The organism is Shewanella sp. GutDb-MelDb (assembly GCF_002836075.1).
Taxonomy (GTDB): domain Bacteria; phylum Pseudomonadota; class Gammaproteobacteria; order Enterobacterales; family Shewanellaceae; genus Shewanella.
In genome coordinates this window covers 1-24914 of sequence record NZ_PJBM01000174.1, presented here as the reverse complement: position 1 = coordinate 24914, position 24914 = coordinate 1, and the positions used below count along the sequence as shown (strand labels likewise).

General features: G+C 42.7%; 21 protein-coding genes. 9 read left to right on the top strand and 12 right to left on the bottom strand.

Annotated features, from left to right (window positions below; genetic code table 11):
• Positions 1-1082 precede the first annotated feature (1082 nt).
• Positions 1083-1703: a c-type cytochrome gene (locus CXF82_RS08580; protein WP_102044033.1), complete on the bottom strand. Its 621-nt coding sequence runs from the start codon at positions 1701-1703 to the stop codon at positions 1083-1085.
• A gap of 169 nt (positions 1704-1872) precedes the next feature.
• Between CXF82_RS08580 and yihA the strand changes: the two genes are divergently transcribed.
• Positions 1873-2541, top strand: coding sequence for a ribosome biogenesis GTP-binding protein YihA/YsxC (yihA, locus tag CXF82_RS08575; protein WP_101090153.1), 669 nt, complete (start codon positions 1873-1875; stop codon positions 2539-2541).
• Between the two features lie 670 nt (positions 2542-3211).
• Here yihA and polA read toward each other — a convergent pair.
• Entirely contained in the window at positions 3212-5965 is a 2754-nt protein-coding gene (polA, locus tag CXF82_RS08570) for a DNA polymerase I (protein ID WP_102044032.1), read from the bottom strand.
• 386 nt (positions 5966-6351) lie between these two features.
• On the opposite strand from polA, the gene elbB reads away from it, so the two are divergent.
• Positions 6352-7005: an isoprenoid biosynthesis glyoxalase ElbB gene (gene elbB / locus CXF82_RS08565; RefSeq protein WP_101090151.1), complete on the top strand. Its 654-nt coding sequence runs from the start codon at positions 6352-6354 to the stop codon at positions 7003-7005.
• Between the two features lie 64 nt (positions 7006-7069).
• On the opposite strand, the gene glpG is transcribed toward elbB, so the two are convergent.
• The 5 genes from glpG to CXF82_RS08535 form a co-directional block, all read right to left on the bottom strand.
• On the bottom strand, positions 7070-7909 hold the full coding sequence (glpG, locus tag CXF82_RS08560; protein ID WP_101090150.1) for a rhomboid family intramembrane serine protease GlpG: 840 nt from the start codon (positions 7907-7909) through the stop codon (positions 7070-7072).
• Positions 7910-8189: 280 nt separating this feature from the next.
• Positions 8190-8498: a thiosulfate sulfurtransferase GlpE gene (gene glpE, locus CXF82_RS08555; RefSeq protein WP_101090149.1), complete on the bottom strand. Its 309-nt coding sequence runs from the start codon at positions 8496-8498 to the stop codon at positions 8190-8192.
• A 64-nt stretch (positions 8499-8562) separates the two neighbouring features.
• Positions 8563-9588 carry an L-threonine 3-dehydrogenase gene (gene tdh / locus CXF82_RS08550; protein WP_101090148.1) on the bottom strand — a complete coding sequence of 342 codons (1026 nt, stop codon included), beginning with the start codon at positions 9586-9588 and terminating at the stop codon, positions 8563-8565.
• Between the two features lie 89 nt (positions 9589-9677).
• Positions 9678-10874 carry a glycine C-acetyltransferase gene (locus CXF82_RS08545; RefSeq protein WP_101090147.1) on the bottom strand — a complete coding sequence of 399 codons (1197 nt, stop codon included), beginning with the start codon at positions 10872-10874 and terminating at the stop codon, positions 9678-9680.
• 390 nt (positions 10875-11264) lie between these two features.
• Positions 11265-11924 (bottom strand): TetR/AcrR family transcriptional regulator, encoded by a 660-nt coding sequence (locus CXF82_RS08535; protein ID WP_101090145.1) that lies wholly within the window; start codon positions 11922-11924, stop codon positions 11265-11267.
• A gap of 178 nt (positions 11925-12102) precedes the next feature.
• On the opposite strand from CXF82_RS08535, the gene waaA reads away from it, so the two are divergent.
• Complete coding sequence (gene waaA, locus CXF82_RS08530; RefSeq protein WP_101090144.1) at positions 12103-13374, top strand: lipid IV(A) 3-deoxy-D-manno-octulosonic acid transferase; 1272 nt, start codon at positions 12103-12105, stop codon at positions 13372-13374.
• 42 nt (positions 13375-13416) lie between these two features.
• Here the strand turns inward: waaA and CXF82_RS08525 are convergent, their stop codons facing one another.
• The gene (locus CXF82_RS08525) at positions 13417-14151 is read right to left on the bottom strand and encodes a 3-deoxy-D-manno-octulosonic acid kinase (RefSeq protein ID WP_101090143.1); all 735 of its coding nucleotides are present in this window, start codon (positions 14149-14151) and stop codon (positions 13417-13419) included.
• Between the two features lie 84 nt (positions 14152-14235).
• Between CXF82_RS08525 and CXF82_RS08520 the strand changes: the two genes are divergently transcribed.
• From CXF82_RS08520 to CXF82_RS08500, 5 genes are read left to right on the top strand one after another with little or no spacing between them, the layout of a single operon-like run.
• Positions 14236-15297: a glycosyltransferase family 9 protein gene (locus tag CXF82_RS08520; protein ID WP_101090142.1), complete on the top strand. Its 1062-nt coding sequence runs from the start codon at positions 14236-14238 to the stop codon at positions 15295-15297.
• Positions 15298-15356: 59 nt separating this feature from the next.
• The gene (locus CXF82_RS08515; RefSeq protein WP_101090141.1) at positions 15357-16442 is read left to right on the top strand and encodes a glycosyltransferase family 9 protein; all 1086 of its coding nucleotides are present in this window, start codon (positions 15357-15359) and stop codon (positions 16440-16442) included.
• Positions 16439-17524, top strand: a complete 1086-nt coding sequence (locus tag CXF82_RS08510; protein WP_101090140.1) for a glycosyltransferase — start codon at positions 16439-16441, stop codon at positions 17522-17524. The genes CXF82_RS08515 and CXF82_RS08510 overlap by 4 nt, the downstream gene beginning before the upstream one ends.
• Before the next feature lie 29 nt (positions 17525-17553).
• Entirely contained in the window at positions 17554-18618 is a 1065-nt protein-coding gene (locus CXF82_RS08505; protein WP_102044031.1) for a CDP-glycerol glycerophosphotransferase family protein, read from the top strand.
• Positions 18619-18622: 4 nt separating this feature from the next.
• A complete protein-coding gene (locus CXF82_RS08500) occupies positions 18623-19630 on the top strand; it encodes a glycosyltransferase family 52 (RefSeq protein WP_180961187.1) in 1008 nt (335 codons plus the stop codon).
• Positions 19631-19681: 51 nt separating this feature from the next.
• Here CXF82_RS08500 and kdsB read toward each other — a convergent pair whose 3' ends face one another.
• From kdsB to CXF82_RS08480, 4 genes are all read right to left on the bottom strand, one after another.
• Positions 19682-20401, bottom strand: a complete 720-nt coding sequence (gene kdsB, locus CXF82_RS08495; RefSeq protein ID WP_102044029.1) for a 3-deoxy-manno-octulosonate cytidylyltransferase — start codon at positions 20399-20401, stop codon at positions 19682-19684.
• Positions 20402-20431: 30 nt separating this feature from the next.
• Positions 20432-21088: an HAD family hydrolase gene (locus CXF82_RS08490; RefSeq protein ID WP_102044028.1), complete on the bottom strand. Its 657-nt coding sequence runs from the start codon at positions 21086-21088 to the stop codon at positions 20432-20434.
• Positions 21072-22682, bottom strand: a complete 1611-nt coding sequence (locus tag CXF82_RS08485) for an aldolase catalytic domain-containing protein (protein ID WP_101090135.1) — start codon at positions 22680-22682, stop codon at positions 21072-21074. Before CXF82_RS08485 ends, CXF82_RS08490 begins: the two co-directional genes overlap by 17 nt.
• A gap of 262 nt (positions 22683-22944) precedes the next feature.
• On the bottom strand, positions 22945-24024 hold the full coding sequence (locus CXF82_RS08480) for a glycosyltransferase (RefSeq protein ID WP_101090134.1): 1080 nt from the start codon (positions 24022-24024) through the stop codon (positions 22945-22947).
• 783 nt (positions 24025-24807) lie between these two features.
• Between CXF82_RS08480 and CXF82_RS08470 the strand changes: the two genes are divergently transcribed.
• Positions 24808-24914: DUF2986 domain-containing protein (locus CXF82_RS08470; protein ID WP_102044027.1), on the top strand; the 107-nt coding region annotated here is incomplete at its 3' end.

Genomic DNA, 24914 nt, shown 5'->3' with positions numbered 1-24914 from the left:
AAGTAGAATGGCTATATACCCAAGTGACTTTAAAATGCTTGTTTCAGAGCGCTAGTAAGATAGCCGGATAAGGCAGTGCAGTGTTCCTACGGGGCTCTCGAAGAGCAAGGCGAGAAGTCATCTGCTCTTGTATTCTTTATCGATAAGCAAAGATTTTAAATTCGAATATCCAGAACGGCTATTTCATGAAGACAGTCACGGACGGAAAGTCGTTAATCCTGGGGCCATTATCGAGCTTGAATCCAGGTCTGCTCAACATAGTGAACCCTGTATTTCGAAGTTGTTTGACTGTAACGCGAGGAAATTTGAATGGAATACAGTGAATCGGCTTTTTTGAGCAATAAAAAAGGCGACAGATAAACTGTCGCCTATAAAAGTGCAATTAGCACCAATTCTTATTTCAAGTATCCATACTTGCTAGTGACGATCCCGGTCAATATCCATCTTATTTTTTGATTGCTTTCCATGCAATTATTTTAGTTTTTGGTCTTCATGACACTTTATTGTTAATCCTGTTGTCTTCCTGACCACAGTTTCCGTAGATGGTCTTTATGACACATCTCAATTCATCGTCTATCAATGACGCCTAAGTAACCATCCATGTTAGTTGTATCTAAGTATCTTCCAGTGATAACAAGCTTCCAGCGAGTGCATCCTAAGCAATTAGCTTCCTATGCCAATGTTTGTATCCTACAAACATTCTCCTATTTATGCGTGTTTCTCTGAACGTAAGGGTAAATGCTAAATAGCGCTTTGGCCTTCCTAACCAAAATCCTTACTAAAATTCTTACGACCTGGATTTCAAACAGAAATCTCTACTCTTATTATTATTAGTGAGTGGTCTCAATCATATTATTATTATGTCGTTAATTTATTCTTATATCTTAAATGTATAGATACCGAAATCTGAAAGTTATTATTAAAAGTTTTGTACTAACAGTTGGGTTCATCTCGGTACGGGGCTCATTAAACCGAAATCTGTGATCGCTGTCAAGTAAGTTTTTTAAGGGAAGTTTACGTAAACGTTAATCTTGTTAAATAAAAAAGGGCAGCTTTGCTGCCCTTTTAGGATTAACTAATATTTACTTAAGGCTTGATATATACTTAGATAATGCGTCCATATCGTCAGCATTTAGCTTTTTAGCGATGTCTTGCATCATGCCATTTAAGTCGTTGTTACGACTTGTATCGTGGAACTTATTTAGTTGGATCTTGATATAATTAGCGTGTTGTCCGCTAAGATCAGGGAAGCCAGCAGCTTCAGAGCCTTTGCCTTCAGGTCCATGACAAGCAATACATGCCGTGACGCCACGAGCGGAGTCACCACCCTTGTATAGCTGTTCACCTAAAGCAGGAACGTCTTTAACGTCGATCACTTGCTTTATTTGGCTTGAATAGAATGCAGCGACATCAGCGATGTCTTCATCGCTAAGCATCATTGCCATACCACCCATTATTGGATCGGCACGGCCTTCTTTACCACCTGATTTAGCCGCACTGCGGAAATCATGTAGTTGCTTTTCGATATAGGTCGATTGTTGACCTGCAAGTTTAGGGTACATGTCTATCATGCTGTTGCCGTCAACGCCGTGACAAGCAGAACAAACAATGGTTTTAGTTTTTCCTGCTTCAGCATTACCTTCAGCCATTACTGGCGAAGATATTGTGACTAAAACAGACAGCGCAAGAGCTAACTTTTTCATAGCGTTCCAACTTCTTATTAAAATATTTGTCATGGGCTTACTAGGGAGACCCGCAAGCGTGATAAAATGTATTTTATGTGATCGAGGTAATATTTTACACGAAATTGTGAAAATGTAAGCAACTCTTCGATATTTAACAAAGTTAGTTGATAAAATTTTGGAGTTAATTGTGAGTGAATCTCGTATCGATTTCCGTAAAGCTGAGTTTTTAATTAGTGCGCCAGACATCGCACACTTAAATGAATACCTGCCTGGTGATGTTGGGGTAGAGATAGCCTTTGCGGGTCGTTCGAACGCGGGTAAGTCTAGTGCGTTGAATCTATTAACGGAGCAGAAGATAGCCCGTACCAGTAAAACGCCTGGTCGTACTCAGCTCATCAACGTATTTAAACTCGATAAGCATCGTCGTTTAGTGGATTTACCCGGTTATGGTTTTGCCCAAGTCCCTTTGGCGCTCAAGAAAAAATGGCAACTGGCGCTTGGTGAGTATTTACTCAAGCGTAATTGTTTAGGTGGCGTGGTCGTGTTGATGGATATTCGCCATCCGCTTAAAGATCTTGATATGCAAATGATCGAGTGGGCTGTAGAAAGCGACATTCCAGTTTTGGCACTGTTAACTAAGGCTGATAAGTTAGGCCAAAGTGACAGAATGAAGATGGTAAATGAAGTGCGTAAGAAGCTAAGTCATTTTGATGATGCGGTAAAAGTTGAACCGTTCTCATCGCTCAAAGGTATAGGTAAAAGCAAGGCCCTTGGTATTTTGGATGAATGGTGTAAGCCTGAATGGTTGAAGCAACAGTTAGCGGTAGAAGCCGCAGACGAAGCTGATGGCGAGTAACGTCGAGGTTGTTGATTGATTAAAACGCTCCTATTTAGGGGCGTTTTTTTTATGGCTAGAATTGCCATAAGTTGATTTGAAAGCAAAAAAAAACCGACGGAATAAACCATCGGCGTAAATTAGCTCTTTTGGGGAGAAGCTAAATTCAACAAGACTCAAGACCTACCAACCTAAGTTGGTAGCACTTAATGAACCTATGATAACTCTTTTTTTGAGCGATTTAAAGTAATTACTCTAAAGTAAATTTTAGACGAAAAAAAGCCCCAGCAAATTAGATTTGCTGAGGCGCCATAATTTGGCAATTCACTTTAAATCAGTGAATTTAAAAAAGGTCTGAAAGATAGAACATCTTAACCTCTGTACCCTACGCAGAGAATATTACCCTATTAACCGTATTATGAAAAACTGTTTTTGTAAAAAAGACACAATAATGTGATGAGGATCTCAAGGTTTGTTCAATAAAAACACATTAATTGATCTATATATTTCATATTACAGATTCAAAAACATAGGTTTATATTAGGCTTTAAACTGGATAATTATTTAGCGATTAATGTGGAGGCGTTATTAAAGGGGGCTTGGGTTGGTGATTTTGCTCGCATAGACTAATCATTTCAGTTGGTTGCCGAGACAACCAACTGAAAAATGACTGTAACTGAGCTTAGGTTACTTAATGTGCTTGTTCCCAGTTGTCGCCTACACCAGCTTCTGCGAGTAATTCGACATCGAGCTTGGCGGCTGCAGCCATTAACTGACAGACTTTGACTTTTAGTGTCTCTGCTTGCGCTGCATCTACCTCAAATACCAATTCATCGTGCACTTGCATGATCATGGTTATCTCACCTTGAGTCTCCGTTTCAATCCATTTGGCAACATCGATCATGGCTTTCTTAATAATATCGGCAGCTGTTCCTTGCATCGGCGCATTAATCGCTGCACGTTCTGCAGCTTGTCTGCGCATGGCATTGCGGTCCTTAATGGCCGGTAAATATAGACGACGGCCGTACAGAGTCGACACATAACCGAGATCTGCTGCTATGGCGCGCGTTTCTTCCATATACTTCAGCACACCTGGATAGCGCTTAAAGTAGGTGTCGATATAAAGCTGTGCTTCTGCGCGTGGGATATCAAGTTGTTTGGCTAAGCCAAAAGCTGACATGCCATAGATTAGACCAAAGTTAACCGCTTTAGCGCGACGACGCTGATCGGTGGTGACTTCACTGAAATCAACATTGAATACTTCTGCTGCAGTAGCTTTATGAATATCTTTGCCTGCAGCAAAGGCGGTCAGCAGGCCTTTATCTTGAGACAAATGCGCCATGATGCGTAGTTCGATTTGCGAGTAATCGGCTGCGAGAATCTTTTTCCCTGCCGGGGCTATAAACGCGTGGCGAATACGGCGACCCTCTTCTGTTCTAATCGGAATATTCTGCAAGTTTGGCTCACTAGACGATAAGCGACCAGTGGCAGCGTTGGCTTGATGGTAACTGGTGTGGACTCGCCCTGTTTTGGCATTAACCATCAAAGGCAGCTTGTCAGTATAAGTGCTCTTTAGTTTTGCCAGGCTACGATGCTCAAGAATAATCTTTGGCAGAGGGTAGTCTAATGCGAGTTCAACCAGTACCTCTTCAGCTGTTGAAGGCGCACCTTTAGGCGTTTTCTTTAAGATAGGGTAGCCGAGTTTCTCGAAAAACAGCTCTTGTAACTGTTTCGGTGAGGCAAGGTTAAAAGGCTGGCCAGCAATCTCATGCGCTTTACTTTGAAGCTCATCTATTTTTCGGGCGAGCTCTTCACTTTGCTGCCCTAACAACATGCTATCAATAAGCACACCTTGGCGCTCAATGGTCGATAGAATATCAATTAACGGCAGTTCAATATCAGTAAAGACACCGGCTAACTCAGGCTGCTTTTCTAGTCGAGGCCACAAATGTTGATGAAGTCTTAGCGTAATATCTGCATCTTCAGCTGCGTAAGGTGCTGCAACCTCAAGTGGAACTTGGTTAAAGGTGATCTGTTTTACGCCTTTGCCGGCAATCTCTTCGAAGCTAATGTTTTTATGACCAAGATACTTAAGGGCTAAGTCGTCCATGTTGTGCTTTGTGGCTACAGAGTTAAACACGTATGACTCAAGCATGGTATCGAACTGTACGCCGCGTAAGGTGATGCCTGCATTAGCGAAAATGCTGATGTCATACTTGAGGTTTTGACCGACCTTCTTGATGGCATCGTTTTCTAACAAAGGCGTTAACTTTGCAAACACCATTGCTTTATCGAGCTGCTCAGGCGCATCAATATAATCATGTGCTAACGGCAAGTAAGCGGCTTTGCCTGCTTCAATGGCAAAGGATATACCGACAAGTTCAGCTTCCATATAATTGAGGCTGGTTGTTTCAGTATCGATGGCGATAAGCTCTGCTTTACTAAGCTTTTCTAACCAGCTATCGAGCTGTTCAACCGTTTGAATTGTGTCATATTCGGCGGTGATGTCTTGCTTTACCACTACTTCATCAGTGTTATCGCTTGCTGCTGTTGAACTTGATTTATTATCCAAGACTTCAGCTAACCAGCGCTTAAACTCCATTTCGCCATAGCACTTAATTAACTCATCTTTGTTTGCTGGCTCAATGTCCATCTTGCGCCAGTCTTGTTCAAGCTCTACATCGAGCTTAATGGTGGCGAGCTCATAACTTAACTTGAGCATATCGCCATGCTCAATAATCTTAGCTGGCATTGTTTTTGAGCCGCGAAAACCAAGCGCAGGCATTTTTTCTGGTGCCGCTAGAATATTAGCGACTGAACCAACGCCGGTTAACATGGCTAAAGCCGTTTTCTCACCCACGCCAGGCAGACCGGGAATATTATCGGCCTTATCACCCTGTAGCGCGAGCAGGTCAATAATGAGCTCTGGGCCCACACCAAACTTTTCAGTGACTTCAGCTGGTCCCATTATGGTATTAGTCATGGTATTGATCAGGGTGACATTTTCGTCAACCAGTTGCGCCATATCTTTATCACCAGTACTGATTAATACGGCACGCCCCTCTTTACTTGCTTGAGTGGCAATCGTACCGATAACATCATCAGCTTCAACACCCGAAATACACACGAGCGGCAATCCTAGGGCTTTAATGAGTTTATGTAAGGGGGCTATCTGGCTACGAAGATCATCAGGCATTGGCGGACGCTGCGCCTTATATTCCGAATACATGTCGTTACGGAATGTTTTACCCTTTGCATCAAAAATAACTGCCATTTGGCTAGGTTTATATTGATTTAAAAGGCTGCGAAGCATGTTGATCACACCATATACTGCACCAGTTGCTTCACCTTTAGAGTTAGTCAAATGAGGCGGAGAATAATAGGCGCGGTAAAGGTAAGAAGAACCATCCACAAGAACTAAAGGGTTGTCGGCAATTTTAGGCATATTAGGTATTCGTTTATCGCATTTCGATGATGGCGCTAGCATGCCATATCAAGGCTGTTTCAGCCACGGATAAATATTAGAGAGCCTGTGGATAACTCTGTGCATGGAACAGGCAAACTTAAATTCACTGATTTCTATCAGTAAAACTGATAAGACATAAGTGATTGAAAATTAGCTATTAAATCTAATTGTGTGAAGTGGGTGCTATTTTAGATAATTAAACTATAAATGTGGACTTTTTATTTTAGCTCGCATTACAAACCTATTCCTTGGTCAAATAATCACCGTTTGATAAAGTGCAGTGATAACTTAGCACGATAATTAATCTGATCAAGTGCTTCGTTGCACTTTTGTTAAAACAATATGATATATAAATGGAGATTTTAATGAAAAAAGTCGCAGTTCTTTTAAGTGGTAGTGGTGTTTTCGATGGTGTGGAGCTGCATGAATCGGTTTTAACCTTACTGGAGATTGCTCGTTCTGGCGCTAGTTACCAATGTTTTGCGCCTGACATCGCTCAGTTACATGTCGTCAATCATCTTACAGGTGAAGTTGATGAAGCCGATAATCGCAATGTGTTAGTGGAGTCGGCACGAATTGCTCGTGGCGATGTGAAGCCGGTTGCTGATCTTAATGTTGACGAATTCGTGGCGTTAATTATTCCGGGTGGTTTTGGTGCGGCTAAAAACCTGTGTAACTTTGCTTTAGCCGGGGCCGATCATATTATTGAACCCAGTGTAAAACAATTCATTAGTCAGTTTACTCAGGCTAAAAAGCCCGTTGGCTTTATGTGTATCTCACCCGTCATGATCCCGCAGTGTTATGAAGCTGGTGTGGTCGGCACCATAGGATCTGATGTTGGCACCGCTGCAGCGTTTGAAAAGCAAGGAGGAGTCCATCAGGTGGCTCTGGTTGATGGTATTGTTGTCGATGAGATCAACAAGGTGGTGAGCACGCCCGCTTATATGCTTGCGGACAATATAGTCGATGCGCATAACGGCATCACTAAGCTGGTGGCGAGAGTGTTAAGTATGGCTTAATCATAATATTGGGCTTATACCCGAGTGGCGTGGGTATAAGCATTTTCAGCAAGGCAAGATTAAGCTATACCTGCTGTTTGCGGCTATCGATAAAGCCTTGTAACACGCCGACAAGTAAACCGCCTAGATGTGCGCCATTTGCGATAGAAAGACCGAACATATCGGTAAAACCAAATACTAGCCATAGCAACATAAAGCCGATGTAGGCGGGGGGAAGTCCTATTCCAGATTCAGGACGTTTAACGCCCATAATCCAGGTGTAGCCGACCACGGCATATACAACCCCAGATAACCCGCCAAAATTAGGGCCCGCCATATAATATTGCAATATGTTAGGTAGAGTGCCGCCAATTAATAAAAGAATAAACAGCGGTTTAAAGCCTATTTTATTTTCGATCTTGCCGCCTAAGTACCACCACCATAATAAATTAAAGATGATGTGCATTGCGGAAAAGTGGATAAGACTGGGGGTAAATAGTCGCCAAAATTCACTGAAAGATGCAGGTGAAGTCGCGCCAAAAAATGACAAAGTTTCAAAGATAGGGTTTGCAAAGCCGAGGTTCATTGCGGCATAAATAACAACGCAGGTGAAAAACACGCCTAAAGTGAGTGGTCCCGCTCCCGTCAAAAATTGGCTCAGTAGTAGTAATTTGGGATTGCCGTAATCTAAATTTGTATGGGTGTCGCCATAATCCCATGATGCAGCTAAGTATTTTTCATCATAAGGGTTACTTAGAAAGGCTTGATACTCTTGCTGTACGCGAGCTAGGTGTGGATCATCGTGCAATACCAGCATAACGCCTTGCTCGGCTGGCACTACTGCGCAGTTTATGTTTTGCCCTTTTAGGTAGTCGATGAGTGCTTGCGCTGCTCTGCTATTGGGTAAGCTGCCTATCTCTATCATCGACCTTTCCTCTTATACCAATTCCACTAAATAGTTGATCATTCAGCGGGAATTAAAATTACTTTAGGCAAGCAAGTGGGTTGTAGCTAATAGTTATTCTATATCGAAAATCACATGCGTAGTATAAAGTGATTTTAAACCCGCACAACGTGAGCTTCTCAGGACTTTCACTGTTGCGTTGCATAGCCTTAAAAGGGAATAACCATTTTTTCAACAATGCGCCTAGAATTGAAAGCCCTGAAAGAGCTCTGAATTGAACACATATTTAATGGAACTGGTATTACGCGTTAGCCTGATGCCAAGCACTATAGCCGCCATCCAAGCTATAAACATGATCAAACCCCTGCTCACTTAAATAGGTGGCCGCACTTTGGCTACTAATCCCATGATAACAGACAACGATAACGGGCTGATCCATATCAGCTTCAGCAATAAAGTGACTGAGGTTTTCGTTATTGAGATTAACAGCAGCGTCAATGTGTCCAGCTTCGAAGCTCGCGGCATCTCTTATATCGACAATCTGTAAATCGGCGGCGGCTTCCTGCATATGAATAAGTTGGTTGATACTTAAGTGTTGAAAAGCTGACATAGGAAACCTGTAGTGATAGTGGAATAAAAAGGGGCTGACATTACTGTTAGCCCCATAGGAATAACTAGTCCCAGTTTAAGATGACTTTTCCTGATTGGCCTGAACGCATAGCGTCAAAACCTTGTTGGAAATCATCAATCTTAAAGTGATGAGTAATAATAGGAGATAAATCTAAGCCTGACTGGATTAAGCTTGCCATCTTGTACCAGGTTTCAAACATCTCACGGCCATAAATACCTTTGATGATTAATCCTTTAAAGATCACTTTGCTCCAATCAATCGCCATCTCGCCACCTGGAATACCCAACATGGCGACTTTACCGCCATGGTTCATAGTGTCGAGCATTGAGTGAAATGCAGCGGGTACGCCCGACATTTCAAGACCGACATCGAACCCTTCAGTCATGCCAAGTTCGCTCATAACGTCATCTAAGCTTTCTTTAGCAACGTTGACTGCACGAGTCGCGCCCATTTTTTCGGCGAGCTCGAGGCGATAGTCATTAACGTCGGTGATCACCACGTGGCGCGCACCAACATGGCGACATACTGCGGCAGCCATAATCCCAATAGGACCGGCACCGGTGATTAATACATCTTCACCGACAAGGTCGAATGACAATGCGGTATGAACAGCATTACCAAAGGGGTCAAAGATAGACGCTAAATCGTCAGAGATATCATCAGGGATCTTAAAAGCGTTAAACGCTGGGATCACTAAATATTCAGCAAAAGCCCCTTCACGGTTTACACCAACGCCTGAAGTGTTACGGCATAAATGGGTGCGACCACCGCGACAATTACGGCAATGACCACAGGTTATATGACCTTCACCCGAGACTCGGTCACCAATGGTAAAACCACGTACTTCTTGGCCCATCTCGACGACTTCACCCACATATTCGTGGCCGACAACCATAGGCACGGGAATGGTGTTCTGTGCCCATTCGTCCCAGTTGTAGATATGAACATCAGTACCGCAAATAGCTGTTTTGCGGATCTTAATCAGTAGATCGTTGTGTCCCATTTCAGGTTTAGGAGCATCAACCATCCAGATGCCTTCTTCAGGCTTTAATTTGCTAAGCGCTTTCATCTTATGACCTATGACAGACCACTCAGTTGCAGTCTGCTAAATTGATTCAACTAGGGTGACAACATCGTGTGACCCTATTTGGTTTAATTCTAGCTGATAATACCCATCTCTTTAGCGATACGGGTGAAGGCTTCGATTGCTTTGTCGATTTGCGCTTTAGTGTGCGCGGCTGACATTTGAGTACGAATACGTGCTTGGCCTTTTGGTACCACAGGGAAAGAGAAGCCAACGACGTAGATTTTTTCTGCGAGTAGACGATTAGCAAAATCACCCGCAATTTTGGCGTCGCCAATCATTACTGGAATAATGGCATGATCGGCGCCCCCAAGCGTAAAGCCTGCTGCTGACATCTTCTCACGGAAATAACGACTGTTTTCCCAAACGGCTTCACGTAAATCTTGACCTGTTTTGAGCATTTCAAGAACATGAATCGATGCGGTAACAATTGAAGGAGCCAACGAGTTAGAGAAGAGGTATGGGCGTGAACGTTGGCGTAACCATTCAACAACCTCTTTCTTAGCAGAAGTGAATCCACCTGAAGCCCCACCAAGTGCTTTACCTAAAGTACCGGTAATAATGTCTACACGGTCCATCACATCGCAAAATTCGTGGGTGCCGCGACCTTCTTGACCAACAAAGCCAACAGCGTGTGAGTCATCAACCATTACCAGCGCATCGTACTTGTCTGCAAGATCGCATACGCCTTTGAGGTTAGCGATGACGCCATCCATTGAAAATACACCGTCAGTCGCAATCAGGATATTACGTGCACCGGCTTCTTTAGCGGCTTTTAGTTGCGTCTCAAGGTCGGCCATATCATTGTTGGCATAACGGAAGCGCTTGGCTTTACATAAACGCACACCATCAATGATTGATGCATGGTTAAGAGCATCAGAGACAATCGCGTCTTCTGCACTTAACAGTGTCTCAAACAAACCAGCATTAGCATCAAAGCATGAAGAGTAAAGAATGGTATCTTCCATGCCAAGGAAAGCGCTTAAACTGGCTTCCAGTTGCTTATGGATATCCTGTGTGCCACAGATAAATCGTACTGATGCCATGCCAAAACCGTGGGCATCAAGCCCGCCATGGGCAGCTTTAATCAACTCAGGGTGATTAGCCAAACCTAAGTAGTTATTGGCACAAAAGTTAATGACTTGGTCGCCATTAACCTCAATTGCTGTTTGTTGAGGAGAAACAATTACGCGTTCACTCTTATAAAGGCCTTCTGCTTTTACATCGGTAATTTGTTGATTTATTTGGTCGTAGAATGAGGTCTTTGACACCTAAATTCTCCTTAATTAGTATTGTTTTGATTATTGGAGTGGCGGCATTTTAACCTTAAACAGCCCAGCCCCACAGCCTTTTTTTAGCAGCGCTAGCGAGATAAGTTAGATTAGGGCTACTGTATGTTTCAGATTAGTTAAACTAATTGTTTGTTTTGTATTTTAGTGTTTGAGGTCGCCATATTCATGAATTCGTGTCGTTGGCTGTTTCATCGGGCGCTTAGATTTGCACTTGAACGTGCCGCCGTCCAAAATTTAATGCCAACAGAGGTCATTATGGCTAATGAGAAGCCAATGCCTTGGCTGCTTAATGACAAGGATACGTTAATTCAAAAGTTACTTTTTGCAAAAATGGCATCAAGTAAGATATTGCGATAGCACCTTATTAAACTAAGAGGGTGTACTTGTACTCAGCGCCATTGACCGGTAGTACTCTTCAAGCCTTTCAAATGTGGCGGTAGAATTCGGAGTAGAATAGGCTTTGAATATCATGATCACCCTAAGCAGCCCTTCATATAGTGACTCTTTGGTGATTGAGCCGATACAAGACTGTGTTTGGGTCAGTTTATAGCTTATCCAGAAGCTAACCAGCATTTTAATGGTATCAGCAAGCGGGGCTATATTTTCTTCATTAATCGCTAAAAAACCATCTTGAGTCAGTTTTATAAGGACACTGCTAGAGCGTGCTAAAACGTCTTGTTGCGCCTGTAAATATCGATTTTTTAACGCTTCATCGCGGCTAAGAATGTCTGCAAGGTTGGCATACATAAAGCGGAACTGCCATAAGGTGTAGAACATCGCATCAAAGTAACCGACCAAGAGATCGACATCGACCTCTTTGTCTACGTAGGGCTGAAAGCCTGATTCTAAATGTTGCTCATAGAGACTGAAAATGGAGCGGATGATGTCTTCTTTATTACGGAAGTGATAATAGAGGTTACCTGGACTAATATTTAGGTGGGCTGCAATATGATTGGTTGTGATAGCTCTTTCGCCATGCTGATTAAATAACTCCAAGCTGGCTTGTACGATTTTGTCACGGGTTTTCATATTCATCCTAAATGATTAATATCCACGAAATCGCCAAGCTTAGTGAATGTTTTGCTTGGCAATCTAAAATGCGAGAGCAACTCTACATATTCGCGATTATGCATCTACGTTAAGTTATGACTATCATGTTAGCATTGATGTCATTCTTCAAGTAAAAATCACTAAAGTAAAAAAATTCATGAATCGCAGCCTTTATTCCGCTTTGCTCTACCTCATTTTGCCGCTGTTATTGGTCTACCTCGCTGTACGTGCTTTTAAAAGCCCCGATTACCGCAGTCGTTGGAATGAACGATTTGGCTTTAAAGGCTTACAACAAACTGATCTGTTACTACATTGTGTTTCAATGGGAGAGACCATCGCGGCGATCCCGTTGATAAAACAGATCCAAGCGAACTACCCACACTTAACGATTACGGTAACAACAACCAGCCCAACAGGATCTGCTGCAGTGTTACGCGCGTTTAGTGATGAGGTACAGCATTGTTATTTACCCTTTGATTTGGCTTGGTGTAGCAGGCGGTTTGTAACGCAAGTGGCACCGAAAACCTGCATCATTATGGAAACAGAGCTTTGGCCCAACTTAATTCATTATCTAAAGTGTAATAACAGCAAAGTGTTACTGGCCAATGCTCGATTATCGCAAAAATCTGCTGATGCTTATCAAAAACGCCCCCACTTGAACTTGCCAATGCTACAAAGCTTAGATGCAATCGCTGCTCAGTCAGAGCAAGCCGCAGCTCGTTTTATTGAGCTCGGTGTCAACAAAGACAAGGTGACGGTATGTGGCAGTCTGAAATTTGAGTTAGATGTGGCACCCGCACGCATTGAAGCCGCGAAGGCTGTGCGTGAGGGCTGGCAAGCAGAGCATCGGCCTATTTGGGTGGCGGGGTCTGTTCACCCTGGAGAGTTTGAGCTAATGCTACAAGCGCATCAAAGAGTCATGCAGCACTATCCAACAGCATTGATGGTGATGGTGCCGCGGCACCCTGAGCAGTTTGATACCGCCGTTACCGCCGTAAAGCAAGCCAATATGCTGGTGGCTCGACGTAGCCTTAACGATGATGTGACAGCACAAACACAAATTGTCGTTGGCGATACGATGGGGGAACTACTGACGTTGTATGCCGCGGGCGATCAAGCTTTTGTCGGCGGCACTTTAATCGAGGGAGGGGGACATAACCCTTTGGAGCCAGCAGCGGTAGGTTTACCTGTTTTTGTAGGGCCTCACCATTGGGACTTCAAAGAGATCACTCAGCTGTTACAAAATGAAGGTGCATTGCAAATTGTTGATGCAAGTGAGCCATTAGCTCAGATGTTAATTGAATTTTTCGGCAATAAGCAGGCTTATACAATAGCGAGCAATGCTGCTAAGAAAGTGGTCGCAGACAACCGAGGCGCGCTGAAAAAGCAGTTTGCGCTGGTTGAATCACTGATTAATCGTAACGTTTAATGCCAATTGCATTAAGTGTAAGTAAGCGATGTACGGCTCTGCTTACTTACTGGCTAATGCGCTGTGATAAGCTCTATGCAGGTGCTGCCAATCAGCCTCGGTAAAGGCCAGTTGTGGCAATTTGGCCAGCTCTTTTCTAAATGAACGCAGTAAACGGTCTAAATTGGCGCGTTGCCAATTCGCCTTAGGCGTTCTTATTTCACCACGATCAAAATCGATTAAATAGAATTTCTCTGCGGTAATGAGTATATTCTTAGCATTCAAATCGGCGTGGTATACACCGTGATGATGAAAACGAGCAATACATTGCCCTAAAGATTGCCATTGCTCAGCGGTCATAGCTGTCTTACTTAACCTAGCGACTAAATCTTCAGCTCCATCCACTCGCTCAATTATCAAGTCCGCGCGATACCACAGCCCATTACGTTCTACATTAGCAGCGATGGGTTTGGGCACTGGAAACCCTTGTTGGTATAAATTTTCGAGTAAAGTGAGTTCAGCGACTGCACGGGTATTTTTGAGGCTGGTGAAAAAATATTGATCACGACTGACTTTTTCAATGAGTCCACCACGATAATAATGGCGCAGTACCCACTGCTGCTGCGTGGGATCTAGCTTGCTGGCATCGACAAACCAAGTGGTATAACGGCCTTTAGATGATCCAGTTACCGCGGAGTGTCCACGCCAAAAATCCACATCAAACCAAGTGACTTCAATTTCTTGAGGTGTTTGTTCACAATAAGTGATGCTGCCAGTGGCTGTTTTTTTAAACTTCATAGATAGAATTGTACGCTAAAGCGTGGAACCTGCAGCCATTCTACATTAAGATCGGTAGATTACGCCAAACAACCTTCGAGCATTATGAGCCCAAGTAACCACGCCGAACCGCTAGATTTAACCAATGCTCAGTCTTTGTGCTTGCTGCGGCTATCCGCCATTGGCGATGTATGCCATGCCGTGGCGATGGTGCAAGCGATTCAGCGACGTTATCCTGATCTTCAAATTACTTGGATTCTGGGTAAAATTGAATATCAGCTATTAAAACACCTCCCTGGGGTGGAGTTTGTCATTTTTGATAAATCGCAAGGCTGGCGCAGCTACTTTAATTTAAAGCGTGCACTTAAAGGCAAGAAGTTTGATGTGTTGTTGCACATGCAAATAGCCCTTAGGGCGACGATTGCATCTTTGGCTATATCGGCAAAATTACGTATCGGCTTCGATCGATTTAGAGCAAAAGAGGGTCAGTGGTTAGTGACTAATCACCGAATTAAGCCACAATCCACCCCGCACGTACTTGAAGGATTTATGGGATTTGCGAAAGCTGTTGGCGTTACCGATCTTACTCCATGTTGGAATATTCCTGTGTTAGCAGCTGATACTGAGTTTGCCGAGGCGCTTATCCCAAACGCCAGTTCGGTATTGGTTATTTGCGCTGCCGCGAGTAAAGCCGAACGTAACTGGTTACCTGAGCGCTATGCGGCAGTGGCGGATCATGCTGTGGAGAAGGGCTATCGAGTCATCTTATGTGGCGGACCGACACCACTTGAGCGAGTGCTTGCTGATAATATTCAAACTGCGGCTAAATCTGAGCTTGAAAACCAAGTGGGTAAAACCTCACTGTTGCAACTTTTAGCAATATTGAAACAGGCGAGTGTCGTGCTCGCGCCTGATACGGGCCCTGCTCATATGGCGGTAACCCAAGGGACGCCAGTCATTGGGCTGTATGCACATTCAAATCCTGGCCGAACAGGTCCTTATACCTGTTTAGATTCAGTTGTCAGTGTTTATCAGCAGGTTATTGCCGAGCAAAAGCAAGGTGATATTCCGTGGGGGATGAGAGCGAAAGGTGCGCACTTGATGGAATTAATTAGTGTTGACAGCGTTATTTGCGAACTAGATTTGTTGTTGGATAAACAGGACTAGTGGTTTTTTGTTAGTATGATGCGCTAGCATTTTGCTTTTGTCGTCTGATGAGTAAATCAATGACCCTATCTGCTCCAAAGTTTTTGTTTGTCCCTGTGTCTTCAGCTGAAGGCGTTGGGGAGTATATGCGCTCGTTGATTGTCGCCAATGAGGTGAAGCAACGCTGGCCGGAGGCTCATATTCAATTTATTTTGAGTCGCCACGCGCCTTATTCTTCAACGTGCCCATATCCTGTGGCGCTTTTAGACGATACCCCTACAAAAAACATTAAAGCAGTGAATGACTTCATCTCTTACTATATGCCTGACTTTGTTATTTTTGATGCATCGGGTCGTCGCTCACAATTAGCTCATGCCAATAAGTTGGGTTGCAAAGTCATATTTATAAGTCAGCATAAGCGTAAGCGCAGTCGAGGCATGAAAATACTGCGTGCGCGGGTGACGGATAGCCATTGGGTGGTGCAGCCTCAATTTGTTATTGGTGACATTAGTTGGTTAGATCAACTAAAACTAAAATTAATAGCGAAAGCAGAACCTAAAGTCATTGGGCCCATTTTTGTTAACCCTAGTGAACATAGACAAGCAGAATCGTTAGCCCGTTATGGTTTAACTAAAGGGCACTTTATTTTGCTAAACGCAGGCTCTGGTGGACACAAAATTGGCAATGGTTACGCGATCGAAGAGTTTGCGAGAGCGGCCGCGAGTATTTACCAGACCACACAAATCCCTTGTGTGATTGTGTACGGACCGAGTTACCCCCATGACATTCCCTTAGTTGAAGGCGTTATCGCGATTAAAACGCTCAGTCATGAAGCGCTAATTGATCTACTTGATGCAGCAAAAGTGGCCGTGTTAAGTGGCGGTGATACGTTATTACAGGCTATAGCACTAAAGAAAGTGACCTTATCTATCGCAGTCGCTAAAGATCAAAATTATCGCGTTAAAGTCTGTAAAGAGGCTGGTTTTACCATAAGTTCTGAGCTAAATGCACAACTGATGACTGAGCACTTAATAACGTTAATTAAAACAGATAATGAACTCGCACTGCAGTCAGCACTTGCGATGTGTGATTGTGAAAACGGATTAGATATTGGCATGACTATAATAAGCGATTTATTTCATTCTAAATTTGGAGCTTGGCAATGAGAGTTGCAATAGCAATTGACAGTTTGGCTGGTGGCGGCGCAGAAAAAGTGATGTTAACGCTTGCTAACGAATTTACAGCGATGGGGCATGAGCCACATTTCTTAGTTATGACAGATGATGTTGCTTTCGATATACCTGATAGCTTACCAGTGCATGTCTGTTTTGAAAAAAAAGATAAAGACTTTAATCGATTTTGGAATTTGGCACCTGCTGTTGCAAAGCTGACAAATAAAATTAAGCAAATTGAATCGAGTGTCGGAAAGTTTGATCTGTTTTTGTCCAATTTAGATAAAACCAATCGATTAATGACCAAAACCCAGGTGTCGCCGTTGTTTGTCGTGGTACATGCTTCTGTTGAAGAGGAGCTAAGTCGACACGCTAAGTTAGGCCCGTTTGCATTTTTAAAGAAGCTTTGGGCTAAAAAGGCTTTAAATGGCCATCATTTGGTGACGGTATCTCAGGGTATTGCTAATGAAATAAAGCAAACAAAGCGGATCGCACCAGCTTCGATTCAGTGTATCTATAACCCCTTTGGATTTGACGACATCACTGCGCTTTCTCAACAGAAAGCAGAGGGCATTCCTGATAGCGATTACTTGATCCATATTGGACGTTACGTAAAGCAGAAACGCCACGATGTGTTGTTTCAGGCCATCGCACAAATGGAAAGCCAAATACCCGTTGTACTCTTATGTCATAACCCTAAAAAGGCATTAAAAGCCGCCAAGAAGTATGGGGTTGAACAGCGGGTGATTATTCCGGGGTTTCAACCAAATCCCTTTCCGTGGATAGCCAATGCTAAAGCCTTAGTGTTGAGTTCTGATTTTGAAGGGTTACCTACGGTATTAATTGAATCGCTAGCGTGTGGAACGCCAGTGGTCAGTACTAATTGTCCTCATGGTCCGAGTGAGATTTTGACGGGAGAGCTCGCAAGATTCTTAGTCCCGCGTCGTGATCCAAAGGCATTGGCAACTAAGTTGGATGAAGTGTTGGTGTCACCGCCGTCATTGGTAGAAGTTGATATTTTGGCAAAAGTAAGTGCAGCACGTATTGCTCAAGAATATCTGGCCTTGGTTAAATAAACATTGAAACGTTTTCGGGGGGAATTGTTGTGAGTTCAAGCAGCAAGCGTTATCTATTATATATCGCACAAAGTTATTCCTATGCCATCTTAAGGCCGTTGCAGAGCGCAATTAGGGCGAGAGGTGATGAGGTGTGCTGGTTTTTCGAAGGTGATGAAGTGAACCCCTCATTTCTGAAGCCGACCGAAAAGCGATTATCCACGGTTACAGAAGTACAAGCTTGGCAGCCTGATGCGGTTCTGGTTCCAGGCAACGTGGTTCCCAATTTTATCCCTGGCGTGAAAGTGGGCGTTTTTCATGGTTTTAATGCAGGGAAAATGAACCATAAAGGCCGCGAAGACCATTTTGAAATACGCGATTGTTTTGACCTTTACTGCACCCAAGGTCCCGCTACCACCTTGCCATTTATTCGGTTGGCTGAAAAGTTTGCTACGTTTAAAGTGGCTGAAACTGGCTGGCCAACACTAGATCCCATGTTTAAAGGAGATTTGCCACAGCCCTACGCTGTAGAGGGCGATAATCGACCTGTTATCCTCTTTTGTTCGACATTTTCTCGTAGTTTATCCTGCGCACCTGCAGTTTATGAGCAGATTAAGGCGATGTCGACGCAGGGGGATTGGCGCTGGTTGGTGCAATTTCACCCCAAAATGAGTCAAGAGATTGTTGAAAAATACAAAGCACTCGAGAATGAGAATCTGACCTTCGTTGAAACCGATAATGTGTTGCCGTTATTGAAAGCTGCCGATGTGATGCTATGTGATACTTCATCGATATTGATTATGTTTTTATTGCAGGGTAAACCTGTGGTGACCTTTAATAATAAGACTAAACGTTCACATCTAGTGAATGTCGATCATATTGAAGATATTCAGCCTGCATTAGTACGAGTTTTAGCTAAACCTGCGGAGTTGATGGCGAAAATTGAGCAATATTGTGATGATATCCACCCGTACCGTGATGGTTTGTCTAGTGAGCGTGTCTTAACCGCAGTAGATGAATTGATTGCACAAGGTACCGATGACCTTAAACCTAAACCCGCTAATCTGTTGCGTCATTTCAAGATGCGCAAGAAGCTGGGTTACTGGAAGTTATAAACTTATGTCAAAATTTAATATGACAACGATCATCAATGATGATGCAAAAGTACTTGTTTTCGAGAATACTTATTACAGTCTATTTCTGTTTATGCTTTGTGATAGTGATTGGAAAAAAAGGGACTATTTGATTTTTGGCGATAGGATGTCTGTGCATAGCCTACACCGGCTGAAAAAGTATGCCTGTGTACTGGATGAAAGCTTAGAGTATATGCCGAAGCCAATGCCTAGGTTAGGGCAGAATCCATTGGTTTATGTACAGAAAAAACTGCAACAGAAGAATCTCTTTAATGCTTATACTACCTGTATTGGAAACGTTAAAGATATCAATAACTGGCTCGTATCTGTGCCTAGAGTTCAGATAGAGGATGGCACCTCAACTCGCAATGAGTTAACGCTTGGTGCAAGAAATAGAGGTTTCGCAAATGCGCTAGCTAAGCTACTGGTTCTAAAAGAACCCGTTAGAATATCTCGTGTCGAGAAGTTCATTGTTGCGGCAGAAATAGATGCTAAAGAAGAGTATCAATCTAAAATTAGTTCTGTTGATATGTTTAAACTTTGGCTGGAAAAAACGAGTGTGGAAAAGACAGAGATATTAGATGTATTCGGTATCGATGCGACAGCTTTTGACTCTATTAATAGCCAGTTCAGCCTGTTATTTACTCAACCTTGGAGTGAAGATTTCGCCTATACAGAGGCCCAAAAAATTCGCGGTTATAAGATGTTGATTGAAGAGCTCGGTATGGATGAGTTGAAATTAGTGATTAAACCCCACCCTCGAGAAACAACGGACTATAACAAGTATTTCCCTGATTCAGTTATATTGAACTCCAGTTTTCCAAGTGAGTTAATTACTATGTTAAACGTTAGAGTTCATCGTGTGGTGTCGTTGAACTCTACCGCTTGTAGCTGTTTCGGAAATTATAGTGACGAAGTCATCTACGCGAGAGCGCCAGCGTACTTTGAATTTCCTAAAAAGCTTGCTGATCGTATCAATAATATGAAATTGTAGCTTGGCAATAGGCAGTGATACTTGTTACTGCCTACCTCTCAACCTCTCACGTTAATTTAACGCCTTAATCACTCTATCGACATCGCTTGGTACATCGACAGCAATACTGGAGCTAGCAACTTCAATCATCTGAACCGAAATATCATTTTCTAAGAAGCGTAGGATCTCAATATCCTCTACTTGCTCAATAGCCGTTTTTTGCTGATGAGATGCAAAAAACTCTAAATGAGCTTTAGAAAAGGCGTAAATACATACCTGCTTAAAGCCAAATGAAAACTCATTAGTCTTACTAACTGGAATAGGTGAACGGCTCATATAGAGTAAGTTCCCTGTTTTACTGGCCACCACCTTTGGTACCGTAAAAGAGCGAAACTCCTCTTCAGCAGTGATAGGGCACATAGCATTTATCACCGTTTCTGGTTGTCGCTGATATTCCTTTATCACACTGAGGATATCGTTAGGCTCGATTAACGGTTCATCACCTTGTACGTTGATAACGAAGTCACAACCTAACTGTTGGTTAGCTTCCGCAAGTCTATCGGTGCCGGTTAGGCAGTTTGATGAAGTCATAATGACCTGAGCGCCAAACTGTTCAGCCGCTGACTGGATTTTATCACTGTCAGTGGCAACATAGACTTTATCTTGGCCAACGGCTGTGCAGCAACGCTCCCAAACACGCTGTATCATCGACTTTCCTGAGATATCGATTAAAGGCTTGCCCGGAAAGCGACTTGATTGGTAGCGAGCGGGAATGACGACTGCATATTTCATATTATGAGGATCCAATTTCTAATTATTGATTTATATTTGTTGGGGCCAACGCTCAATAACTTCAAACTGATGTTCATTAGCTAGTGATTGCATTCGCAGCGGCACGTTCGAAAATGGCACATAGCAGATGAAATCAATATTGTTGGCTTGGCTGGCATCAAAGTCAGACATTGCATCGCCAATCATCAGCGCTTTGCTGTGTGCTTGGCTCTGTAAAATGTCGGCCAGTAGTTGGGCTTTTGGTGTGGGAGACCCAAAAATATCAACAAAATACTTATCGAGACCACGGCTTTTGAATACAGAGCGAAGTTCGCTTTGCTCTGAACCACTGGCGACAAACTTTTGTCCCGGCAGCGCTTGGATTAAGTTTAAGAAGCCGGGAGTGAGCTTTGCTGTTAGATATAGTGCCTTACATTGAGAAGAAAAATCACAGAGTATTTTTTCTTCAATTGTTGATTTTTGATCATCTTTGAGCTCAAGTATGTCATTAACAAAATGAGCTATGTGATGAAACCTAGACTTACCAAAATTATTGGCAAAGTAGGTCACGCACTCAGTAACTAGCTCAGGAGTAAAAGAAAGCGCTTCAAGTGCTTCCTTCATCGCCTGCACTTTAAGTGCGTTTGAATCTAAAATGACCCCGTCACAATCAAAAATATATAGATCGTAATTATAAATTGGGTGCATAAATAGAGCCTTGTTGGATTGGATAGCTTGTTGGCGTCAGTGCTGTAATCTGCAGTGTTGGCGCAAAACCTTTGAATTTCGCCAACAAGTCAATCATCTCTGCTTGACGAATATCCCCGCGCTCATAACCATCAACACCGACAAGCGAAATATGCGTAGCTTGCGCGTGCACTGCTATTGCGAGTGCGTAAGCCGCAGTGAGATCATAAGGTACAGCGCAATAGTTATCAGTAACAATAAACTCATCAGCTTCAATATTTAAGCCATAATCAAAGAATTTATTAGAGACATTGCTAAGCTCGTCATCCGTAAATCGGTGTGCTGGCATGATCAGAGGTTGCTGCAGATTCTTATAAACATCATGTTCAGACAAGAACTTACTGTTATGAGACACACAGTAATAATTAACGAACTTTGATGCCAAGGTGCTTACTGCATTGATCGCAATAACAATAGGTTGACGATCTTGGATATAAGCTTCTATTGCGGGTAAGTAGCGCTTAAGACTTGGGCCATTACTGATAATAAGCACTTCTTTATCTTTGAATTTGCCCAGTAACTTATCGGTACCAGATATCGCTTTGGTGGAAGTGTCGAAAGAAATGGCTGACTCCATCACGTCACCATTGTATGACGTTGTACCTTCAAGTTGGCTTAAGTAGTTTATGGCGCCTACTATTTCTTCGGTGCCGTAATGCTTATTCGAGATGAGGTTTTGGATGTAAGTTGGGTGTACATCATTTTGTGCACCAAGAAAGTACAGTAAACTGCTACCCCAACCATAGTCTTTCTGCATCTGCTCGAAATGGCGAATAACCAGTTCATAAACGGCAGAAGGTTGATATGGCGTTGTATTACTATCTATGACAGCCAGTAAACTTTCTGTTTGCGCATTACCAGCGCCACGGCCCATACCTGTGACAGTGACGTCTAACCAGGTCACGCCTAGGTTTTTTGCGGTGATAGTATTGTCGAGAGCTTTACCCATATTATTGTGGGTATGGATGCCAATATCACCTTGCCATTGAGTGCGAAGGGCTTTGACGATACGAGTGACTTCTTCTGCATCCATATTACCGAGAGAATCTGCAAAATAAAGCGAATCTAGGCCATTCCACTTAGCCGCTATTGCTGCTTTTTCAGCAATTATAGCGTCAGGTTTACCACCTGCTTGCATCAAGTTATAACCCACGATATAGCCTTTGGCTTTGAGGGCGTGAACGATGGCTTCAGAGTTTTCGACTTCATGAAAATGGGCTGCAACACGAACAAGATCGACAGGGCTTTGAATTGCATCAACGAACAATGCATCTACAGCTTGTTCAATCGACATAGGTGCATCAAGAATGGTTTTAGCATCGACCATTACACCGTAGGTTGGACCTGACGGTAAATTAAGGCCTTTAATAAAAGCTTCAGTGGTGTAAGCAAATGGGCCGTCAAAACCTTGCTTAGGAAAATTACGTAGCCCCAACTCCACATAATCAATTTTTGCTACAGCCATTGCTTTTAAATAAGCTGTTACTACCTCTGGAGAGAAATCCCAATTGTTGTAATAGCCGCCATCTCTTAGTGTGCAATCAAGAATATACATGTTTCACCTACGGGTTAAAAGCTGGAGTAATCGAAGAGCTGAGAGTGTATTTCATTATGAAATACGAAAAAGAGATATCTATCAGCGTATCAATGGTTAATTCACAAAACATGCTTAATATTATCGCATAAAAATCATCACGTTTCTTGAGCTTAAACAGTAAGTTATTTGTTGATTAATTGCTGCTTTTACGTTGCTTGATTTTGTTTTTAAAGTAAGGAAAAGGCCACTAGAGTGAAGCTTTGGTAGCCTTGTACACCATTTAGTTATTAGCACAAAGCGCAATATATTGCTTTGCGATATATTGGCTAGCCACAGCATCGAGGATCGGTAGGTTTTCCAGTAATGGTGGCTTCTGCAGGCATGCTAATGCCGATGCTGCTAATAACTCGGGTTGACGTCTAGGGACTAAATATTGTGCCAGTTCTCCAGTTAAAATTTCACTAGGCCCATGGGGGCAGCGAGTGCTCACGACGGGTGTTTGGCAGATAAGTGATTCGATCAACACGGTCGGCAGTCCTTCAAAGTCTGAACTGAGCAACATCAATTCAGCTCGGGCTATCCAAGCATAAGGGTTACTTTGGAATCCTGGTGTAATAATACGATTTTCAACGTCATATTTTTTGGCTAGTTTACGGGCTTTCTCTGGACGGTTGGTTAACAGTACCAATCGAGGAGCTGTTGGCATTAACTTTAATGTTTGGAAGAGAATATCTAGGCGCTTCTGTCGGGTTACTCGGCCGATATGGATCATAAATGGCTCATTCGGTAGCCCATCGACTTCCTTTTTGGCTTTTTCTCTTATCTCATCTATTCGAAATGGATTGTATATTGCCTGCACGCTTTTAGGCTTCAGCCAACGAGTCGCCTTAAGTTCATCAGCGATCCCTTCCGAAACCGTAATAATGCGTTTGCCTATAAGTGCCTTTGCTTTTCGCCAGCGGCGTAAGAAATGGATTGGTCCGCGTTTTAACTCCATGATGAGCTCTTGCTGGAGTGCGCAGTGGCAAAAATAGTAACAAGGATCAAAGTCACAACCATTGACGACGATATCGCAATCGGTGGAGTTACACAAAAAAAGTGAAAACTCCCCCTCGCTGTTTTCAATGTTCTGCACACATTGTATCAGCCTATTTTTTTGAGCTGCTAATGACAGAGACTTCTGTGATTTAAAAACATAGTGAATGGTGACGTTTTTAGGGGGAGTAAAGTCACCTTCTTCATTGAAAATAAAGAGGTGTACATCTTGGCCAGCCTCTTGCAAAACTTCTGCTTGAGTTAGTGCTACTTTTACAGTGCCGTTGGCAAAGAGATTATGGCAGAAGATTGCTACTTTTTTCATTTTAGGGCTCTTAAATGATTCATCATTGACTATTTGGGAGATTATACCTAAACACTTCTATATGTGGCACCATACTCATGAGTATGTTGCTAGAGCTGTGACTTAGTTGATGTGATTTTTCTTCAGTTGCTTTAAGTTAAACTTAAACTTTTCAACCGGAAGCTTTATTTGTCTATATAACCAAGTCGTCATATAGACGTTGATGTCAGTTAGATTGAATTTATTACTGCAATATTTTCCATATATAATATACCATTCGCGATGACTCAACTCGTTAGCTCTGTGCTTTAAAATGTTGAGCCTTTCAACAGCTCCCACCTCTGCATCTAATACAAGAATATGGTTGATTAATACTTTTAACCAAAGTTCATGTTCGCTCAGATCGATTTGATAACGGTGTTATATGAGGATACCGTTTTGAAAACCAAGCTGAGGCAAACCTTTGCTCCGCAGATGATTTTGGTAATATTTCATCACTATGTAGAACTTTCCGCTTAGCTAGCTATGCATCATCGATCAAGCCTTGTACTAAAATGATTGAATTCGAACAAAAACTAAGCTCGAAAGATCAACCTGGCCTAATATAAAACGGGCTATAAGCACCTTTTTAAGGCGTCTAGATTACCATGCTACACGGGAAAACTGAATTGGTAAGCCACGCTGCAATAGCAAGATAATAAGCATTCCTTTTTAGCCACAAAAGGATAAATGTTTGGTTCATAAAAACAGATATGTCGATTTTAAGTTATAATCTATCACATGAATTTATACTAAAGTAATACAATGAACCGCACTAAAAAAATCACCAAAAAATTTATGGGTAAGGCTAAAAAAGCCAACGCCAAAATGAATACTAGTAACAAACCAAAATACGTTTCTAAAGCTGAAAG

Bases quoted from the DNA above. Each gene is read 5' to 3' on its own strand.
- CXF82_RS08580 (WP_102044033.1), bottom strand. From the start codon at position 1,703: ATGAAAAAGTTAGCTCTTGCGCTGTCTGTTTTAGTCACAATATCTTCG.
- polA (WP_102044032.1), bottom strand. From the start codon at position 5,965: ATGCCTAAAATTGCCGACAACCCTTTAGTTCTTGTGGATGGTTCTTCT.
- elbB (WP_101090151.1), top strand. From the start codon at position 6,352: ATGAAAAAAGTCGCAGTTCTTTTAAGTGGTAGTGGTGTTTTCGATGGT.
- glpG (WP_101090150.1), bottom strand. From the start codon at position 7,909: ATGATAGAGATAGGCAGCTTACCCAATAGCAGAGCAGCGCAAGCACTC.
- glpE (WP_101090149.1), bottom strand. From the start codon at position 8,498: ATGTCAGCTTTTCAACACTTAAGTATCAACCAACTTATTCATATGCAG.
- tdh (WP_101090148.1), bottom strand. From the start codon at position 9,588: ATGAAAGCGCTTAGCAAATTAAAGCCTGAAGAAGGCATCTGGATGGTT.
- CXF82_RS08535 (WP_101090145.1), bottom strand. From the start codon at position 11,924: ATGAAAACCCGTGACAAAATCGTACAAGCCAGCTTGGAGTTATTTAAT.
- waaA (WP_101090144.1), top strand. From the start codon at position 12,103: ATGAATCGCAGCCTTTATTCCGCTTTGCTCTACCTCATTTTGCCGCTG.
- CXF82_RS08525 (WP_101090143.1), bottom strand. From the start codon at position 14,151: ATGAAGTTTAAAAAAACAGCCACTGGCAGCATCACTTATTGTGAACAA.
- CXF82_RS08520 (WP_101090142.1), top strand. From the start codon at position 14,236: ATGAGCCCAAGTAACCACGCCGAACCGCTAGATTTAACCAATGCTCAG.
- CXF82_RS08515 (WP_101090141.1), top strand. From the start codon at position 15,357: ATGACCCTATCTGCTCCAAAGTTTTTGTTTGTCCCTGTGTCTTCAGCT.
- CXF82_RS08510 (WP_101090140.1), top strand. From the start codon at position 16,439: ATGAGAGTTGCAATAGCAATTGACAGTTTGGCTGGTGGCGGCGCAGAA.
- CXF82_RS08500 (WP_180961187.1), top strand. From the start codon at position 18,623: ATGTCAAAATTTAATATGACAACGATCATCAATGATGATGCAAAAGTA.
- kdsB (WP_102044029.1), bottom strand. From the start codon at position 20,401: ATGAAATATGCAGTCGTCATTCCCGCTCGCTACCAATCAAGTCGCTTT.
- CXF82_RS08490 (WP_102044028.1), bottom strand. From the start codon at position 21,088: ATGCACCCAATTTATAATTACGATCTATATATTTTTGATTGTGACGGG.
- CXF82_RS08485 (WP_101090135.1), bottom strand. From the start codon at position 22,682: ATGTATATTCTTGATTGCACACTAAGAGATGGCGGCTATTACAACAAT.
- CXF82_RS08480 (WP_101090134.1), bottom strand. From the start codon at position 24,024: ATGAAAAAAGTAGCAATCTTCTGCCATAATCTCTTTGCCAACGGCACT.